We start from the raw sequence: 15,508 nt of genomic DNA, 5'->3' as shown, positions 1-15,508 counted from the left end.
TATAATGAGGAAAAATTTATTTATCAATGGGGATTGGGTGGAAGCAGCAGAGTATACAGAATTATGCTCTCCATATAGTAGCGAAGTCATTGCAGAAATACCGAAGGCAAATGTCGAGGAAGTAGAAGCAGCTTTAGTAGCTGCCGATGCTGCACGTAAAACGATGGCGAATATGCCTTTGTATAAGCGTGCGATTATTCTTGAAAAATTAGCTTCTTTATTAGAAGCACGTGCTGAAGAAGCAGCAGAGCTAATAGCACTAGAAGCAGCCAAGCCTATTTCAACCGCCAAAGCTGAAGTTCAGCGTACAATTCAAACGTATAAATTTGCTGCTGAAGAAGCAAAGCGAATACACGGAGAAACAATTCCTGTGGATGCTGCCCCCGGTGGAGACGGGCGCATTGCCTATACGGTTCGTGAACCATTAGGCATCGTGGCAGCTATTACACCTTTTAATTTCCCAATGAATCTAGTAGCTCATAAAGTAGGGCCAGCAATAGCATCAGGTAACACGGTTGTATTAAAACCTGCAAGTCAAACACCATTAACTTCCTATTTTATTGGTGAATTATTAGAAGAGGCAGGATTACCGAAGGGTGCGTTAAATATCGTTACTGGTGCAGGTTCTTTAATTGGTAACAAATTAGTCACGGATAATCGCGTGAAAAAGATTTCTTTTACAGGTAGCCCCGCTGTAGGTATTGGCATACGCAATCAAGCAGGTCTTAAGAAAGTAACGCTTGAATTGGGTTCTAATGCGGCTGTTATTATCGATGAAAATGTTGATATTGATAAATTAATTCCACGTGTCGTTTCCGGTGCATTTGCATTCCAAGGGCAGGTATGTATTTCAGTTCAACGAATCTATGTTCACGAAAAAATGTATGATTTGTTTGTAGATAAATTTGTAACAGCTACAAAAGAGTTGAAACTTGGTGATCCCCTAGATCCTACAACGGATGTTTCAGCCTTAATTAGTCCACAAGATGTAAAACGAACATTAAGTTGGATTGAAGAAGCAAAGGGGCAAGGGGCAATTATTGCAACTGGTGGAGAATCTGAAGGGAATATCTTACAACCTACCGTACTATTAAATGTAAAACCGGAGCAGAAGGTTTCCTGTCAGGAGGTATTCGCACCAATCGTATCTATTATGAAGTTTTCATCTATTCAAGAGGCATTTGAACAAGTAAATGACTCCAAATATGGTTTGCAAGCTGGTGTTTATTCAAATAATATCCATGTTGCTTTACAGGCAACGCAAAAACTCCATGTAGGTGGTGTCATTATAAATGATATTCCTACATTCCGTTTAGATCATCTACCATATGGTGGCGTAAAGGAAAGTGGTATGGGAAGAGAAGGGCTGAAGTATGCAATTGAGGAAATGACAGAAATGAAACTTGTAGTTATAAACCAAAACTAATAAAAAAATAGGTAGGAGGAAATATAATGATAATTGGTGTACCTAAAGAAATAAAAAATAATGAAAATCGAGTAGGAATTACTCCAGCAGGTGTTGTGGCTTACAAAAAAGGTGGTCATGAAGTAATAATTGAATCGAGTGCAGGGCTAGGTAGTGGATTTACAGACCAAGATTATTTAGATGTAGGCGCTCAAATTACTAAATCGACTAAGGAAGCTTGGGATGTTGATATGGTGATTAAAGTGAAGGAGCCGATTCAGGAGGAGTACAAATATTTTAAAGAGAATCTAATTCTCTACACATACCTACATTTAGCTCCAGAGCCAGAATTAACGAAAGCTTTGCTTGAAAGTAAAGTTACTGGAATTGCTTATGAAACAATTCAATTAGATTCAGGTGCCTTACCGTTATTAACGCCAATGAGTGAAGTTGCAGGCCGAATGTCTGTACAAATTGGTGCACAGTTTTTAGAAAATTCCAAAGGAGGAAAAGGGGTTCTCTTAGGTGGTATACCTGGTGTTGCACCTGGAAATGTAGTGATTATAGGTGCTGGAGTTGTCGGGACGAATGCTGCGAAAATGGCAGTAGGATTAGGTGCAAACGTAACAATTTTAGACGTTAATATTACACGCTTAAGTCAAATAGATGATATGTTCCAAGGACGTGTTCGTACACTTGCATCAAATACCTACAATATCGCTGAAGCAGTGAAAACAGCAGATTTGTTAATTGGTGCTGTGCTAATTCCAGGTTCACGTGCACCACAATTAGTTTCAAAAGAAATGATTCAAACGATGCAAAAGGGGTCTGTTGTAGTGGATGTAGCGGTAGATCAAGGGGGTTCTATTGAAACAATTGATCGAATTACTACTCATAGTAATCCTACTTATGAAGTATACGGGGTTGTGCATTACGCAGTTGCGAATATGCCAGGTGCTTGCGCGCGTACCTCAACAATGGGCTTGTCAAATGTAACTGTTCCATACGGTTTGCAAATAGCTAATAAAGGCTATCGCCAAGCTGCTTTAGATAATCCTGTTTTAGCGAAGGGGATAAACGTAGTAAATGGAAAAATAGTATATAAAGCGGTAGCTGATGCACATGGATTACCATATACGGATCTACAAGTAGAATTAGCAGCAGATTCAACTTCGGCGTTAGCAGTTAAATAGAATAAGAGAAATAATGTTATTTGATATGAACAGAAGGTGAAAATTGGTAGGGAACGTACGTAATCTACCAAGCTTTCACCTTCTTTTCTATTTTTAAATTTCGATAATTTTCAAAACACATGAAAGAGCTAGATTATGCGTAAGACCGTAATCAAATAACGAATATAAACAACCAGGCACCTCCGGTACGATAGACGTAACAATTAAAGGAGGTGCTTTTTAATTATTATTTTCTTTATCATTTGCTTTGGATATGGGGCAAGTGCATTAACCTTTGCAGCTGTACGTCAATCTTTTAAACTTGAAGAATCAGGAATTGTTTCAGGGATTGCGAATACGGGTGGCTTTCTAAGTGCTGTATTGCTACCCATCATTTTTGGCTATATATTGGATCATTTTCAATCAACTTCAGGAAATCTATTTGATGGATATTACTATGGTTTCATCACGCCGGTTATCTTCTCCATCGTTGGTTTGATTGGCGTGATTTTATTTAAGGAAAAACGTCAGAGCTTTAATAAGAATAATAAACAGGGGTAAAGAGCATGAAGCAAAGCAACCATTCTTTTGCTCTTGTTTTTTATTCCTTTATCAACCTGATTTATAGGGTAGAGGCTTATCACCAAAGTTGTGGATGACATTTTTTAAAATATATGCCCTGTATTACTTGCTCTTCGTTCCGGCTGGGCGCCCCCAGGAATCTTTCTCTGTGCGAAAGCGTAGCGACAGCAACAACAAATGTTTTCTGTAGCGTTAGCTACAAAGCGCCCAGTCGGAAGAGCCAAAAAAGGAGTTTGTCTCAGACGCAAGAGACAACTCTTTTCTTAGTATTGAAAAACAAAATGATCAAGGTAATCTTTGTGAATGTTTTCGTGTCGAGCCCCAAAATAGAATCACTAAAGCTCCTTTCGTTCGTTTTATAGGAATACTTTGAAGATTTATCGAAACAAAATCGATCTTTATCGAAACTATTTGAGCTTTTATCGAAACAAAATCTCATTTTATCGAAACTATTTGGGCTTTTATCAAAAACAAGCTCTTTCTATCAAAGAAATCAACCACACGTTTTGATGAAGAGCCAGGGTATATAAAAACAGTAAGATATTAGGTATAATTATTATTTAAGAAAAGAAAAATTATGATTAGATTAAATCTAGTATAGAAGGGGGAGAAAACTTAAATTGACAAATAATAATAAAACGGTTATTCGTTCTATGGATATATTAAATTTATTTATCGATCATACTGAACTGTCATTTCAAGAAGTAATTGAGCTATCAGGAATTCCTAAAACCTCTGCTTTCCGCATGTTGAAATCTTTTGAGGAAATGGAATTTTTAGAGAAGGGAACTGATGCAAAATATAGGTTAGGTGTTCTCTTCCTTAAATTTGGACATCTAGTATCTATGCGCCTAGATGTGCGGAAAATTGCAGAACCAATTATGAATGAGTTACATAATGATGTAAAAGAAGCGATTAATTTAATCGTTCGTGATGGTGACGATGCTGTTTATATCGAGAAAATAGATACGAAGCAAAAAGTTCGACTCTACACAGCTATTGGTAGAAAAAGTCCTCTTTATGCAGGAGCATGCCCTCGTGCTGTATTATCCTTTTTACCGGATGCAGACATAAAGGAATATCTCGAATCGGTAGAACTTAAATCATTTGCAATGGGGACGATCACGGGAAAGGAAAGGCTTTTTGAAACGATTGTGCAGGCTAGAGAACTTGGTTATACAATCAGCCATTCAGAATTAGAAAATTATACATCTGCTGTTGCAGCACCGATTTACGATCATAAAGGGGAAGTCGTTGCGGCAATGAGTATTGCGGGACTAGAAACCAATTATCAAGGGGAAAACGTTGAAATTTTCGTCGATAAACTTAAAAAGGCTACCGCACAAATTTCTAAACAATTAGGGTATGAACAGCTTTAAAAAATGGGTAGTCTCAAAAGTTGTTTGAGATTACCCATTTTGTGTTGGAGTTGCTGATTTTTAGAAAATATTATTATCTAAATATGCTATAACCTTTTTAAACGGAGCCCAAATGCTAATTCATTTCGTTTTCTTTCTTGATGAATTAATGCCAATTGAGCTTCTTCAAGAGTGACCTCTTTAAAATAGATTCGACCATTTGTTTGCATTTGTGCTAATGATGGTAAATCGGCAGCAATCACTTGAGCTATTTTAGGATATCCACCAGTTGTTTGACGATCTGCCATTAAAATAATTGGTTGCCCATTGGAGGGCACTTGAATCGTTCCAAATGTAACTCCTTCCGATAATAATTCAAATGGCTCTTTTAATTGAATAGCTTCTCCTTCTAATCGATAGCCCATTCGATCTGCGTGTGTTGTGATGGTGTAAGGTGTTGAAAGAAATTTTTTTAAACTCTCCTCATCGAAATGCTCATATTCAGAGCCTCTTATAAAGCGGATTGTTTGTGTTTTTTTTAATGAAACAAAGGATGTGTAATCAGCGGACCAAGGAAGGTACGTTGGTTCTTTTTTTAATTGTTCAAAAAGAGCCTCTCCTAACTCTGATCGTCTATCTAATTCAAAGACATCATTCTTCAGTAATTTTCTTCCTTGAAATCCTCCAATTCCAGCACGTATGTAGGTGCTTTTACTGTTCATCACTTCGGGCACTTGAATTCCGCCACTAATCGATACGTAAGCTCGGCAACCACTAATCGCAGTATTAAATTTCAAAACAGATCCTTTTTGAATTAAAAGTGGTCGCCACATTGGTGCTTCTTTGCCGTCTATTGTAGGTTGCAAATTACCACCTGTAATAGCGATCAGTTCATCCGTTTCGAATAAAAGGGATGTTCCATAAAGTGTCACCTCAAGAGCGCCTTCTCCTTCCGAATTACCAACAAGTAAATTCGCAATTCGTAAGGAATTTGAATCCATTGCTCCTCCGACGATAATACCAAACTTTTGTAGCCCATATCTTCCTAGGTCTTGAATGGTTGCCAGCATACCTGGCTGTAATACTTTTATGCCCATGTTTTCATCTCCCAGTCGCTCTTATATTCTTCCAACGAAATTGGTACAAACTGAATTCGATCACCAGGTTGTAATAAGGTTGGAGGAGATTGTTCAGGTAGAAACAAACGAGAAGGTGTTCGTCCGATAATTTGCCATCCCCCTGGAGTTTCTAATGGATAAATACCTGTTTGATTTCCCGCAATTCCAACAGACCCCGGAGTAATCGATAACCGTGGTGTTTCTTTACGAGGTGTTGCTATTCGTTTGTCCATTCCTCCCATAAACGGAAAACCTGGAGCAAAGCCTATCATGTAAACAAGATATTCCACAGAAGAATGAATGTTAATCACTTCATTAGGTGTTAAACCATGATAAGAGGCTACAAATTCTAAATCTGGTCCCATTTCACCACCATATACTACAGGGATTTTTACGACACGTGCCTTCGTTGTTTCAACTATGTGAGATTGATTCATTAAAGAAAGAATTGTTGCTTTCACCTTTTCGTAAGGCATTTCGCCTTCTTTTCCTATATTTGAAAAGTATACTTCAATCGGATTGTAATAAACCGTCACATTATTATAGGCAGGTACAACTTCGATGAATCCTTTAAACGGATTTCTCTCTAATAAGTTCAATATATTTTTAACTTTGTTGTGATTTGCCTCACTGATTCCTTCACCTACATGTATAACTAGTGCAGAATCACTCAAAGGTCTTATCTGTACATTCTCTTTTAAATTCATCATAAAAACCATCTCCTGAAGTTTCGTAATTCGGTATGTAAGTTTTAAATAACGGATTATTAATATTATATTTAAACAATAAACGAAAACAAGTTTAATTTAAATGAAAATTTCAAAAAAAAAATTCTTTCTCAAAATTTTAAATTTATACTTTTCAGTAATAATAAAATATGATAAGATTTTTTTAAATTTCAAAACTTAAGTTCCGAATATCGGTACAGAATGTTTGTAAACGTATTCAGTGTAACTATTTTAGTGGGAAGAAAATGGGGGAAGAAGATGTTTCGAGTTGATTTAAACTGTGATTTAGGGGAAAGTTTTGGTCGTTATCGACTTGGAGAGCAAGAAGAAATCTTAAAATATGTAACTTCTGCTAATATTGCTTGTGGATTCCATGCTGGAGATCCAACAGTCATGCGAGAGACAGTTAAGCTAGCCATTGCTAATGGTGTGAAAATCGGGGCACATCCAGGATTACCGGATTTAAATGGCTTTGGACGACGTGAGATGAACATCACACCACAGGAAGCCTATGATATGGTCATTTATCAAGTTGGAGCATTGCAAGGTTTTCTAACGACTTACAATGAAACGATGCAACATGTTAAACCACATGGAGCACTTTATAATATGGCTGCTAAAAATCCAGCGATTGCTGAGGCAATCGCACAAGCCATTTATGATATTTCACCTTCACTTGTGTTATTCGGTCTCTCAGGTAGTGAATTAACAAAAGCCGGAGAAAAAGTAGGGCTTCAAACAGCCCATGAAGTGTTTGCAGATCGTACCTATCAGAAGGATGGTTCTTTAACATCTCGTAAACAACCTGATGCATTGATTACCGATAAAGAACAAGCTGTGAATCAAGTTGTGAGAATGGTGAAAGAGGGAATTGTGCTGTCACAACAGAAAATCGATGTCCCATTACAGGCAAATACTATTTGTATTCATGGGGATGGGGAACATGCTGTAGAATTTGCAGAATATATTCATTCAAGATTAGCAGATCATCAAATATCAGTACGTGCAATCAAGGAGGGGTAAGCCAATGGTAGCAAAAAAATCGGAAGTTAGTGAAGCGGGAATCGAGCAAGAGAAAAAAGGTAAATTTGTTAAGAAAACAGCAAGTAAAAGTGTGTTAATAGGAGCTGCCTTTTTAATGGCTACCTCATCTATTGGACCAGGTTTTTTAACACAAACGACAGTATTTACACAGCAATTAGCGGCTAGCTTTGGATTTGTAATTTTAATCTCATTAATTCTAGATATTGTCGCACAGGTAAACGTTTGGCGAATCATTGCTGTTTCTGGCTTGCGTGGGCAAGAAATTGCCAATAAGGTGTTACCTGGATTAGGTGTTATCCTTGCAATTATGATTGTTACAGGTGGTTTAGCATTTAATATTGGGAACGTTGCTGGAGCTGGATTAGGGTTAAATGCAATGCTTGGCGTAAATCCAATTATGGGTGCCATTGTAAGTGCACTTTTTGCTATTTTTATATTTATCTATAAAGAAGCAGGAAAGGCAATGGACAAGGTTGCGCAAATTGCTGGCGGTGTCATGATTCTCCTCATGCTATTCGTTGCTTTTAAAACTTCACCACCTGTAGGAGATGCGATTGTAAACACCGTTTGGCCTAAAGAAATTAGCTGGTTTGCGATTGTAACTTTGGTTGGTGGATCAGTTGGGGGTTACATTACTTTTGCTGGTGGTCACCGCCTTTTGGACGCTGGCATCAAAGGACAAGAATCCTTGCCAGAAGTAACAAAAAGCTCTGTGACAGGGATATTGATTACTGGCGTAATGCGTATTGCTTTATTTTTAGCTGTTCTTGGTGTTGTTTCAAAAGGTTTAGTTATTGATCCTGCCAATCCACCTGCATCTGTATTCCAATTAGCTGCGGGTAATATCGGTTATCGTATGTTTGGTATGATTATGTGGGCTGCAGCGATTACTTCTGTTGTAGGTGCAGCTTATACATCCGTTTCATTTATTCGTTCATTCCACCCTAACATTGAAAAATATCATAATTGGGTGATTATAGCATTTATCGTCATTTCAACAACAACTTTTGCCTTGGTTGGAAAGCCTGTTAATGTGTTAATTTTGGTAGGTGCATTAAATGCACTAGTTTTACCATTATCACTTGGTATTATATTAGTTGCTGCACACAAAAAAGAAATTGTTGGTACATATAGGCATCCACGTTGGTTAACTGTCACTGGAGCAATGGTAGTTGTTCTTATGGGATATCTCAGCATTGTTACATTATTTGAAGAAATTCCAAAAATTTTTAGTTAATCTAACAACCAAACAACCATCCATGAGCATCTTTTCATGGATGGTTAATTTATCTTTATTCAGCAGAAGACTCCCACCTCTATAGTTGGTGAGATGAATGCGATTTTTGTACCTTTTCAGTGGGTATCCAAACACCTACTGAATAAAAATAAAAGCCTCCGGCGGATGTCACGGATTTTCAAAGGAATGAATTGTGCTGGCACAATTCAAAATCCGGACGCAATTACGCCAAGGCATAATTGATAAGGAGTGAATTGATGATGACAACATATAGTGCTTTAGAGCCGAATGAAATCCGAAAACTAATTCGCAATCAAGAAATTTCTGGACCAACTTCTGGCATGTCGATTGGGTTTACCCAAGCAAATTTAGTGATTTTGAAGAAGGAACATGCCTTTGACTTTCTACTATTTTGTCAGCGAAATCCAAAGCCATGTCCATTATTAGACGTGACAGAACCTGGATCATTTATACCTTCAAAAATTGCAAAAAATGCAGATATTCGCAAGGACATTCCGAAATATCGTATTTATCGGGATGGTATTTTAACTGAAGAAGTATTAGATATTACAGATTATTGGGAGGAAGATATGGTAGGTTTTTTAATAGGGTGTAGCTTTACATTTGAAACACCTCTTCTTGAAGCTGGTATTCCAATAAGACATATTCAAGAAAGTTGTAATGTGCCAATGTATAAAACAAATATCGCGTGTGAAAAAGCAGGTGTGTTTGAAGGACCGACTGTTGTCAGTATGCGCCCTATGACTCCAGAGGATGCCATTCGTGCAATCCAAATTACTTCGCGCTTTCCAAATGTACACGGTGCACCAATTCATATTGGTAGTCCAGAACAGATAGGTATTACGGATATTTCAAAACCAGATTTCGGCGATGCCGTGTCCATTAATTCAGGGGAAGTACCAGTATTTTGGGCTTGTGGCGTAACCCCTCAGGCAGTAGCAATGGAAAGTAAACCTTCTATTATAATTACCCATGCACCGGGTCATATGCTAATCACTGATATAAAGGAAACAAGTTTGAGCATACTTTAAGGAATGATCGAGGACGTCTATTTATAGTAAGCGTCAAGGGGATGGGACAAAACCAATTTCTGAAATCTAAAAAGCTGGTGAAGTTTTACGACGAGTAAAATTCCATCAGCTTTGATTTTTTTTATAAGGCTCTGTTAAATAATATTGTTGATTTTTAATATTTACAAAGGACTTCAGTATTTAGAAGTCCTTTGTACTCAATAAATTACATTCCTAAAACGGTAATGAACTTAGTTGAGACACTTTTTTCATTTATCCACGAATGAAATTCGGTAATCATCGAGATAAGCTGCTTCAAGTTTGTATCATAGTTTTTCAAAAATTCTTCCTCGGAATTGAGGAACAGAAACCCTATAACATCCTTCAGTGAATGTGGATTAGGATTATCAGATAGATATTGTTTCATTTTTTCTAATTCCCAAATAATTAACTTCCAAGTTTCTATATCTATTTCATTGGCATCATAATAATCGAATTTCTTATAGCACTTTTCGAAGGCAGGCATAATATAGCCAAAGTTTTCTTCTGTAAAGAAAATTGAAGATGTATTCCAACATTTTACTTTATACTTATCAGGAAGAATCTCTATATAACAATTGTCTTCCAAGGTACTTAAATCATAAGTTATTTCAATCATTTTATCACCCCTTTAAACAGTAAATCTCAATAATCTGAGCTTTTTATAAGTTGCATCTGTTGAGAATAGGCAACTATCAATCACCCTTTTTGCTTACCGAAATAGAATCATTACGGAATCTGATTACATCTAGGAATTGAAACCAACTCAAATAATGGTTGAGGTAGTTTGTTGCCACACCATTAAAACGGTTCATCCAGCCTTTCAGACGGCTATGATAGTTATTGGCATTTTGGAAATGGTAAAGTCCTTTTACTCGTTCCTTTCCATCCGACTTGGAGGGATAATGCTCTAACCCTTTATCTTTTGCATAGGTTTTGAAAGCCCGCTAAGTATCTGTACAAAGGGTATTCGATTAGGATAACTTGGCACTTTTGTCCTTTTTTATATAACCATTATAGAACGAAGGTTCGTTTTATTCAAATATCAACATAAACGAAAATGAGGATTGATTTCTTTAGTGGATGGCTAAAATAACAAAAAAGTGGATGGTACATTACAATTGAAATAATATTAATATATAATTTTTTATCAGGAGTAACACTGTTATAAGAAGAAAATGCAAGTTTTAAGGAACTAATGAGGTGTATATATATGGATTGGAAACCTGATAGAAAAGCGAAAAAGGCGATCTATAAACAACTCGCAGAATATATTGAAAAGGGCATTGCAGATGGTACATTTCCACCTGATAAACCATTACCATCAGAGAGATATTTAGCGAGTGCTTTAAATTTAAATAGAAGTACTGTCGTTCATGCATATGACGAATTAGAATCGATGGGGCTAATTGAACGGACTAGAGGAAGCGGTACTACCATTAGTAAAGATATATGGGGTATAACAAAAAAGCGGATTCCTAGTTGGAATAGGTATATTGAGGCGGGTTCTTTTCTGCCGAGTCAACCTGTCACGCAAAAAATAAGAAAAGAAGCTGTTGAACATAAAATAATAAATTTAGCTTCCGGTGAATTGTCAGAAGAGCTTTTCCCCAAAAAAATTTTAAGCGAGATAACGTCAACACGTTCTTTTATTGGAAGCCTTGGATACGATCATCCACAGGGGAATGAAATCCTTAGAACTACTATTGCAAAACACGTGAAAAAAAGTCGAGGGATCGAAACTAAACCTTCTTCAATACTTATAACATCAGGAGCGCAACAAGCATTACATTTAATTGTGCAATGTTTGTTAAAGCCTGGAGATGCAATAGCAATAGAAGATCCTTCCTACAATTATAATCTTCCAATTTTCAAATCAGTAGGTATACAAATACATTATCTACCTGTCGATAAGGATGGAATAAACCCAGAAGATTTGGAGTTATTATATAAAAAACACCGAATCAAAATGATTTTTTTAAATCCATATTTTCAAAATCCAACGGGCTCCTTATTGAATAAAAAGAAAAAAGAAGCGATTTTAGACATATCCTCAAAGCTTGGAATTCCAGTAGTAGAAGATGATCCTTATAGTTTAACAGCTTTTTCAGGAGATAAAATCTCTACCCTAAAATCAATGGATAGGAATGGCAACGTATTATACATTAGTTCTTTGTCCAAAATTGTTGCCTCAGGATTAAGAATAGGGTGGATTATTGGCCCAACATCGGTGATTGAAAGGTTATCCGATGCGAAACAACAAATCGACTTCGGTCATTCTAGCTATACACAATGGGTAGCGAATGATTTTTTAGAATCAGAAAATTTTCAAATTCATATAAAAAGTTTAATTAAGGAATTAGAGAAAAGGAGAGATAAAATTATAGAAAGCCTCGATACTTATTTAAAAAATCAGGTGGAATATTCTATTCCTCAAGGTGGTATTCATATATGGTGCAAAATACTTAAAAATTATAATGAAACCCAATTGCTTGAAGAATCCATTAAAAGAGGCGTCATTTATGTTCCTGGTTCTACACTGGGATCCAAAGATGGTTTTGTTCGTTTTACTTTCGCGAAGGAAGATGAAGATTCAATCGATGAAGGAATCAAAAGGTTTGCAGAAGTCCTTAATAGTATATAGACAATTTGATGACTAAAAATGTGTTAGATTGGATGGCTAAAATATTTACAGGTGTGTTGGTTTGGAAAAAATAGGTTTATTATTGAGCGGTAAAAGGATTTTTTGTTACCTATTTGCTAATATATTTTCATTTTAACTGATTGTAGCGTAGGGCTACTCGACTCCCGTAGGAAAGCGAGTAGCCCGTAGCGGAAATCAGTCTCTTCGGGTGTATAAAAATGGCAAATCAACACACCAGATATTTTTATCCCTACGGTAAATGGATGGTCAAAAAAACATCGAATTGGATGGTTATAAAAAATAGTAATCCCTTATCATGAAGAGGTGGATGTTAAAGCATCGATATAGCTTAATTACTAATTATTCTTTATGAAACAATGTGCAATTAAGATAATAATATAGTAATTGCTACTAAAATGTTTAAATTATTGAAAGAGTTGATATGATATGACAACAGGTATGATTATTACGCTAGTGATTGGATCTATTCTTAAATTGATAATGAGCCCTCCCAGTATAGCTGTGGGATGGGGGGTAAGTAAATTTGAACTTCATAAAAAACTTGATTCAAAAGATGTTACGGTAACATTTAATGGAAATAATTTAGATGAGGAAGAAAAAAATAGATTTACAGACTATTTTAATAAAGCTTCCTTTTTGAAAAAACATTATATATTTCCAGGTAATGAAAAATTATTTTTACAACCAGAGACTAATGTTACCCCATTTATCATGAACGTAAAAAGAGGCAAAAAAGATGTTAATTTCTTTGTTTTTAGTTACGACAATCATGTTGATGTAGTCAAGAAGTACAAGGAGAAGGTTGTTTCATATAGTATTAGTTCTGAACATCTACAAAATTTCGCAGTTTTAACTACAAATGCAAATCATTAAAAAATTAGGGATTCGGTCACTGACGTAGAATCCCTTTTTAATACCCTGAACATTACGTCGAAATTATCTTCCACTTCAATTGAATGGAGGATTTTTTTATTACAAAAAAGTCGGGATTATATTACTACTCATCTTAGCACTTAATACTTGATGAAAAACTTCCTTAAACTTCTTTTAGCAAATGTTCGTAAAAAAGTTCTAAGAGGATGTTAGTCTAAAACCTTCGCATCCATGCGATAACGGCAATCTGACCTGCATTTTTAAAATCCTCCGACCTAAGGCAAACCGAATAAACCGAAATTGTGTCGTCCCTCATGCAAGCCAAGGCAAGAGTTTAAGGTCCAGCTACCGAAGTGATAGGCAGATGAAGTTTGATTCGAAATGGTAAATTTATTTATAATGGGAATAAAATTTAGTCTGGAACGTATTAAAGTAAAGGGAGGCTTCCTAAAATGATATTAATCATTTTTATCGTTGTAGCACTTGCAATTGTTACGTTTTCTTTAAGCCTAACTACAAGGAAAAAGAAAAAAAGAATAATAACGGGAATCGTTTTGTTGTTATCGGTTTTGACGTATCCACTTACTTTACCTTTGTTACACGAAACGAAGGTGATTCATGGTTTAGAAGGAACCGCTTCTTTAATTGTTTTTCATCTTCTTATATTGTTAGGTGGAATGATCGTAATCATTGCAGGTATTTTCACAAAAACGGAACCAAATGAAAGCATTGAATAATACTTCTATATCAACAAATTAGGGTTTTATTTCTTTGTTAAGAGCTGTAGATGAATGCGGATTTAAGCTTCTTCTCAGCGGGTGTTTAAACACTCGCTGAAATAGAGGAATCTCAGGCTAAGAACTTAACATCGTACTGTTATTGTTGTTGTTGCCGCTTCGCTTTCGCATGTAAGACATTTGTTGGCCTAAAGCCCATGGGGAATAGAAGCAGAAATAGAAGTAAAATACTAATTTTTGGGATAATTTTCGATTCATTATTCATCTTCCTAAAGTTGGTAGTATAATTGTAGAATCATACATTCATAAAGGAGAGAAATTGATGACAGCTCAACAACAAGCAGCAATGCAATCCATGATCGACTGGCTAGCAGATGAACACGAACTTGGGCAAGAGCCCAAGAAAATAGAAATTGCAGCAGAATTTGATTTATATGATATCCACTACTATATATTCAAGTATAAAAAAACTATTCTAGGAAAATGGCTCCTTGGCGTATGCGGAGGCTATGAGGATCCGTCTGACACTGAGCATTGCGGCCATGTATTCAGCGAGATGCAACCTTATGACCCTGCGACTGCAGAGCAAGAAGCTGTAAAGATGGTAGAATTAATCCGAGAATACTGGATGCAGCAGGCTGCAGCATATGAAGCTGCTCAATCCATGGAGGATGAGACGGAAACGCAAGATAATGGTTCTGGTATTTTTAACGGGTTCGTTCTGCTTAACTCTGCAGAATGTGATATTGATCAGATAAAGACCAACCTTTTGAATGATTGGAACATCACTTGCTCGTCAGTAGATGATGAGGAAAACGCCGAAGAAACAGAGGAAGGAACCTTGGTCTTTGAAGTAGACGACTGCATGTTAGCGGTTAGCTTTGTCGAAGCTCCCGTACCAGATGGTGAGGCTGAATATTATGCACAGGGAAATTACATGTGGAAGGAAGCCGTGGAGGTTACTCAAACGCATGTAGCTCAAATCATCCTAGCTGCATTTACCCGCTCCAGCTCCCCACTGGACAGTGGCAGGTTATACACTAAGCTGGCGGCAAGTTGTTTAAAGCTTCCTAACGCAATAGGGATCTATACATCTGGCACCGTATTCCAGCCTGAACTTTTTCAGGATATGGCTGAAGTCATGAAAAATGACGACATGTTTCCTTTACTGAATCTTGTTTATTTCGGCCTTGTCGGAACGGAGACCGGGGTAGATGGATATACTTATGGGTTAAAAGCCTTTGGAAAGGATGAAATTGAAATTTTGGACAGTCAAGCATCTCCTGCCGAACTGCGCGATTTTTTGATTACGATTTCCGGATATATTGTAGAAGAGAATGTCACGTTAAGGGATGGAGAAACGATCGGCTTCTCAGCAGAGCAAAAGCTACCGATTTCCCGTTCCGAGGCAGTTTATGTCGATGGGGATACTCTCAAAATCAAATACTAGTTTCATGACCAAAAGACACCGTAGCAGGTGTCTTTTTTGCTTCATAATCCCATTTCCAATTGTAAGTGA

At 36.7% G+C, this 15,508-nt stretch carries 13 protein-coding genes and 2 pseudogenes; 11 read left to right on the top strand and 4 right to left on the bottom strand.

Annotation, left to right across the window (positions count from 1 at the left end):
• Nucleotides 1-4 precede the first annotated feature (4 nt).
• The 4 genes and pseudogenes from ACQKN4_RS12065 to ACQKN4_RS12050 all read left to right on the top strand — a co-directional run bounded on the left by ACQKN4_RS12065 (nucleotide 5) and on the right by ACQKN4_RS12050 (nucleotide 4,538).
• Nucleotides 5-1,426, top strand: a complete 1,422-nt coding sequence (locus ACQKN4_RS12065) for an aldehyde dehydrogenase family protein (RefSeq protein WP_079561708.1) — start codon at nucleotides 5-7, stop codon at nucleotides 1,424-1,426.
• A gap of 26 nt (nucleotides 1,427-1,452) precedes the next feature.
• Complete coding sequence (gene ald, locus ACQKN4_RS12060; protein ID WP_079561707.1) at nucleotides 1,453-2,598, top strand: alanine dehydrogenase; 1,146 nt, start codon at nucleotides 1,453-1,455, stop codon at nucleotides 2,596-2,598.
• Between the two features lie 219 nt (nucleotides 2,599-2,817).
• Nucleotides 2,818-3,138 (top strand): annotated as a pseudogene (locus ACQKN4_RS12055) (MFS transporter); the annotation flags it as partial.
• Between the two features lie 641 nt (nucleotides 3,139-3,779).
• Nucleotides 3,780-4,538 carry an IclR family transcriptional regulator gene (locus ACQKN4_RS12050; protein WP_427483787.1) on the top strand — a complete coding sequence of 253 codons (759 nt, stop codon included), beginning with the start codon at nucleotides 3,780-3,782 and terminating at the stop codon, nucleotides 4,536-4,538.
• 86 nt (nucleotides 4,539-4,624) lie between these two features.
• Here the strand turns inward: ACQKN4_RS12050 and ACQKN4_RS12045 are convergent, their stop codons facing one another.
• Both ACQKN4_RS12045 and pxpB read right to left on the bottom strand, forming a co-directional pair.
• Nucleotides 4,625-5,614 (bottom strand): biotin-dependent carboxyltransferase family protein, encoded by a 990-nt coding sequence (locus tag ACQKN4_RS12045; protein ID WP_427483786.1) that lies wholly within the window; start codon nucleotides 5,612-5,614, stop codon nucleotides 4,625-4,627.
• Complete coding sequence (gene pxpB / locus ACQKN4_RS12040; RefSeq protein ID WP_079561704.1) at nucleotides 5,605-6,345, bottom strand: 5-oxoprolinase subunit PxpB; 741 nt, start codon at nucleotides 6,343-6,345, stop codon at nucleotides 5,605-5,607. The genes ACQKN4_RS12045 and pxpB overlap by 10 nt, the downstream gene beginning before the upstream one ends.
• 276 nt (nucleotides 6,346-6,621) lie before the next feature.
• Here pxpB and ACQKN4_RS12035 point away from each other — a divergent pair, with 276 nt between their 5' ends.
• The 3 genes from ACQKN4_RS12035 (at nucleotide 6,622) to ACQKN4_RS12025 (ending at nucleotide 9,696) form a co-directional block, all read left to right on the top strand.
• Complete coding sequence (locus tag ACQKN4_RS12035; protein ID WP_079561703.1) at nucleotides 6,622-7,386, top strand: LamB/YcsF family protein; 765 nt, start codon at nucleotides 6,622-6,624, stop codon at nucleotides 7,384-7,386.
• A 4-nt stretch (nucleotides 7,387-7,390) separates the two neighbouring features.
• Nucleotides 7,391-8,644 (top strand): NRAMP family divalent metal transporter, encoded by a 1,254-nt coding sequence (locus ACQKN4_RS12030; protein ID WP_427483785.1) that lies wholly within the window; start codon nucleotides 7,391-7,393, stop codon nucleotides 8,642-8,644.
• 260 nt (nucleotides 8,645-8,904) lie between these two features.
• Complete coding sequence (locus ACQKN4_RS12025; RefSeq protein WP_427483829.1) at nucleotides 8,905-9,696, top strand: putative hydro-lyase; 792 nt, start codon at nucleotides 8,905-8,907, stop codon at nucleotides 9,694-9,696.
• 205 nt (nucleotides 9,697-9,901) lie between these two features.
• Here the strand turns inward: ACQKN4_RS12025 and ACQKN4_RS12020 are convergent, their stop codons facing one another.
• Together ACQKN4_RS12020 and ACQKN4_RS12015 are read right to left on the bottom strand one after the other, a co-directional pair.
• The gene (locus ACQKN4_RS12020) at nucleotides 9,902-10,333 is read right to left on the bottom strand and encodes a hypothetical protein (protein ID WP_427483784.1); all 432 of its coding nucleotides are present in this window, start codon (nucleotides 10,331-10,333) and stop codon (nucleotides 9,902-9,904) included.
• 12 nt (nucleotides 10,334-10,345) lie between these two features.
• Nucleotides 10,346-10,685: pseudogene (locus ACQKN4_RS12015) on the bottom strand (IS1595 family transposase); the annotation flags it as partial.
• 242 nt (nucleotides 10,686-10,927) lie between these two features.
• On the opposite strand from ACQKN4_RS12015, the gene ACQKN4_RS12010 reads away from it, so the two are divergent.
• The 4 genes from ACQKN4_RS12010 (at nucleotide 10,928) to ACQKN4_RS11995 (ending at nucleotide 15,439) form a co-directional block, all read left to right on the top strand.
• Nucleotides 10,928-12,358 (top strand): PLP-dependent aminotransferase family protein, encoded by a 1,431-nt coding sequence (locus ACQKN4_RS12010; protein ID WP_427483783.1) that lies wholly within the window; start codon nucleotides 10,928-10,930, stop codon nucleotides 12,356-12,358.
• 447 nt (nucleotides 12,359-12,805) lie between these two features.
• Nucleotides 12,806-13,252 (top strand): YfmQ family protein, encoded by a 447-nt coding sequence (locus ACQKN4_RS12005; protein ID WP_427483782.1) that lies wholly within the window; start codon nucleotides 12,806-12,808, stop codon nucleotides 13,250-13,252.
• Nucleotides 13,253-13,704: 452 nt separating this feature from the next.
• Complete coding sequence (locus ACQKN4_RS12000) at nucleotides 13,705-13,989, top strand: hypothetical protein (RefSeq protein ID WP_427483781.1); 285 nt, start codon at nucleotides 13,705-13,707, stop codon at nucleotides 13,987-13,989.
• 322 nt (nucleotides 13,990-14,311) lie between these two features.
• Nucleotides 14,312-15,439: a DUF4261 domain-containing protein gene (locus ACQKN4_RS11995; protein ID WP_427483780.1), complete on the top strand. Its 1,128-nt coding sequence runs from the start codon at nucleotides 14,312-14,314 to the stop codon at nucleotides 15,437-15,439.
• Nucleotides 15,440-15,508: the final 69 nt, after the last annotated feature.

This window comes from Lysinibacillus sp. NPDC093692 (assembly GCF_050280125.1).
GTDB lineage: Bacteria > Bacillota > Bacilli > Bacillales_A > Planococcaceae > Lysinibacillus.
Note: the sequence above shows the minus strand (reverse complement) of the source record. Positions and strands in the feature narration are given on the sequence as shown.

What these genes read in the sequence shown, in the direction of transcription:
- pxpB (WP_079561704.1), bottom strand. Translation starts at nt 6,345, where the DNA reads ATGATGAATTTAAAAGAGAATGTACAGATAAGACCTTTGAGTGATTCT.
- ACQKN4_RS12025 (WP_427483829.1), top strand. Translation starts at nt 8,905, where the DNA reads ATGACAACATATAGTGCTTTAGAGCCGAATGAAATCCGAAAACTAATT.
- ACQKN4_RS12010 (WP_427483783.1), top strand. Translation starts at nt 10,928, where the DNA reads ATGGATTGGAAACCTGATAGAAAAGCGAAAAAGGCGATCTATAAACAA.
- ACQKN4_RS12000 (WP_427483781.1), top strand. Translation starts at nt 13,705, where the DNA reads ATGATATTAATCATTTTTATCGTTGTAGCACTTGCAATTGTTACGTTT.
- ACQKN4_RS12035 (WP_079561703.1), top strand. Translation starts at nt 6,622, where the DNA reads ATGTTTCGAGTTGATTTAAACTGTGATTTAGGGGAAAGTTTTGGTCGT.
- ald (WP_079561707.1), top strand. Translation starts at nt 1,453, where the DNA reads ATGATAATTGGTGTACCTAAAGAAATAAAAAATAATGAAAATCGAGTA.
- ACQKN4_RS12065 (WP_079561708.1), top strand. Translation starts at nt 5, where the DNA reads ATGAGGAAAAATTTATTTATCAATGGGGATTGGGTGGAAGCAGCAGAG.
- ACQKN4_RS12030 (WP_427483785.1), top strand. Translation starts at nt 7,391, where the DNA reads ATGGTAGCAAAAAAATCGGAAGTTAGTGAAGCGGGAATCGAGCAAGAG.
- ACQKN4_RS12005 (WP_427483782.1), top strand. Translation starts at nt 12,806, where the DNA reads ATGACAACAGGTATGATTATTACGCTAGTGATTGGATCTATTCTTAAA.
- ACQKN4_RS12045 (WP_427483786.1), bottom strand. Translation starts at nt 5,614, where the DNA reads ATGGGCATAAAAGTATTACAGCCAGGTATGCTGGCAACCATTCAAGAC.
- ACQKN4_RS12020 (WP_427483784.1), bottom strand. Translation starts at nt 10,333, where the DNA reads ATGATTGAAATAACTTATGATTTAAGTACCTTGGAAGACAATTGTTAT.
- ACQKN4_RS11995 (WP_427483780.1), top strand. Translation starts at nt 14,312, where the DNA reads ATGACAGCTCAACAACAAGCAGCAATGCAATCCATGATCGACTGGCTA.